Source organism: Microcystis sp. M49636_WE2, assembly GCF_030065375.1.
In the GTDB taxonomy this organism is placed as follows: domain Bacteria; phylum Cyanobacteriota; class Cyanobacteriia; order Cyanobacteriales; family Microcystaceae; genus Microcystis; species Microcystis aeruginosa_C.
The window spans coordinates 1-1846 of record NZ_JASJFG010001070.1 but is presented as its reverse complement, the minus strand read 5'-3'; the positions used below and the strand labels follow the sequence as shown (position 1 = coordinate 1846).

The 1846-nt window shown below is 49.8% G+C and carries 2 protein-coding genes; one reads left to right on the top strand and one right to left on the bottom strand.

Annotated features, from left to right (window positions below; translation table 11 throughout):
* Nucleotide 1: 1 nt before the first annotated feature.
* A complete protein-coding gene (thrC, locus tag PX484_RS24820; protein WP_288106061.1) occupies nucleotides 2–1102 on the top strand; it encodes a threonine synthase in 1101 nt (366 codons plus the stop codon).
* Between the two features lie 30 nt (nucleotides 1103–1132).
* Here thrC and hisB read toward each other — a convergent pair whose 3' ends face one another.
* Nucleotides 1133–1762 (bottom strand): imidazoleglycerol-phosphate dehydratase HisB, encoded by a 630-nt coding sequence (hisB, locus tag PX484_RS24815; RefSeq protein WP_104397039.1) that lies wholly within the window; start codon nucleotides 1760–1762, stop codon nucleotides 1133–1135.
* Between the last annotated feature and the right edge of the window lie 84 nt (nucleotides 1763–1846).

Here is a 1846-nt window from a genome sequence, read left to right as displayed (position 1 = left end):
TATTTCTCGATCGATCCCCCAATCACCCACTAAATCCTCGTCTATCGGCGGCTGGCGCGGTTTGATCGAAGAATATCGCCAATTTCTGCCCGTAAGCAGTAAAACCCCTGTAATTACCCTCCTAGAAGGCAATACACCCCTGATCCCCGCCCCCTATCTCTCAGCACAAATCGGGCGCGATGTCAAGGTTTTTGTCAAATATGATGGCTTAAATCCCACCGGCAGCTTTAAAGACCGGGGCATGACCATGGCCATCTCGAAAGCTAAAGAAGAAGGGGCAAAAGCGGTGATTTGTGCCAGTACTGGGAACACCTCGGCGGCGGCGGCAGCCTATGCAAGACGTGCGGGGATGCGGGCCTTTGTGATTATCCCCGATGGTTATGTAGCCTTAGGAAAATTAGCCCAAGCTTTATTGTACGGAGCGGAAGTCATCGCTATTAATGGCAACTTCGATGATGCCCTCAAGATTGTCCGCCAACTATCAGAAAATTATCCCGTAACTTTAGTCAATTCCGTCAATCCCTACCGTTTAGAGGGTCAAAAAACCGCCGCTTTCGAGATTGTCGATGTCTTGGGTAATGCCCCCGACTGGTTATGTATTCCCGTGGGCAATGCGGGCAATATTAGCGCCTATTGGATGGGATTCTGTCAGTATCACCAGATAGGCAAATGTGACCGACTGCCGAAGATGATGGGTTTTCAGGCCGCCGGGGCTGCCCCTTTTATCTCTAAACAACCGGTTGACCATCCCGAAACCCTAGCCACGGCTATCCGTATCGGCAACCCCGCTAACTGGGAAAAAGCCTGGGCCGCTAGTCACGCTAGTCAAGGGCAATTTCACGCGGTCAGCGATGAGGAAATATTGGCAGCCTATCGGATTTTAGGGGGCCAAGAGGGGGTTTTCTGTGAACCAGCCAGCGCCGCTTCTGTGGCAGGATTATTAAAAGTGCATCAACAGGTTCCCGATGGGGCCACCGTAGTGTGTGTTTTAACGGGAAATGGCCTAAAAGACCCAGATTCGGCGGTAAAATACAGCAATAACCAACTAAAATCTGGGATTGCTCCCGAATTAACCCAAGTGGCTCAAATTATGGGCTTCTAAGCTAACGTTAATTCGGGTTAAGTAGTGCTTCTATAAAACTCCCTTAGAACTGGGAATTATACCGGCGCGACGGGGATCGATCGCTATGGCCCCACTCATCGCCCGGGCAAAAGCTTTAAAAGTAGCCTCAATAATATGATGGGAATTAATCCCGTCTAATTGGCGAATATGTAGGGTCATTTGACTGTGATTGACCAAAGCAACGAAAAATTCCCGCACTAGCTGAGTATCGTAGGTTCCCACTCTTTGGGTAGGAATTTCTAGACCATAACTGAGGTGGGGGCGACCGGAAAAATCGAGGGCAACTTGCACTAAAGCTTCATCGAGAGGGGCGACAAAATGCCCGAAACGGACGATCCCTTTTTTGTCCCCCAAAGCTTGCAGTAAAGCTTGTCCGAGGGTGATTCCCACGTCTTCATTGGTGTGATGGTCATCAATTTCTAGATCTCCGGTGGCAAGCACATCGAGATCGATTGCGGCGTGGGAGGCGATTTGCTGCAACATATGATCAAGAAAGGGAATTCCTGTCTGGGCGCGACAATTGCCGCTACCATCAAGATCGATCGTCACCTGGACATCGGTTTCTTTGGTAGTACGACTAACCGAGGCGCGACGGCAAGGTGAGACAAAAGAATCGGGTATCTGGGAAGTGGAAATCATTGAAGTAAAAATAAGTAGGTAGCCGTTAAAAATTATCAGATGCCCCCCTTATTAAGGGGGGATTAAGGGGGGATCGGCACCCCC

Coding starts and splice junctions, on each gene's coding strand:
- hisB (WP_104397039.1), bottom strand. CDS start 1,762: ATGATTTCCACTTCCCAGATACCCGATTCTTTTGTCTCACCTTGCCGT.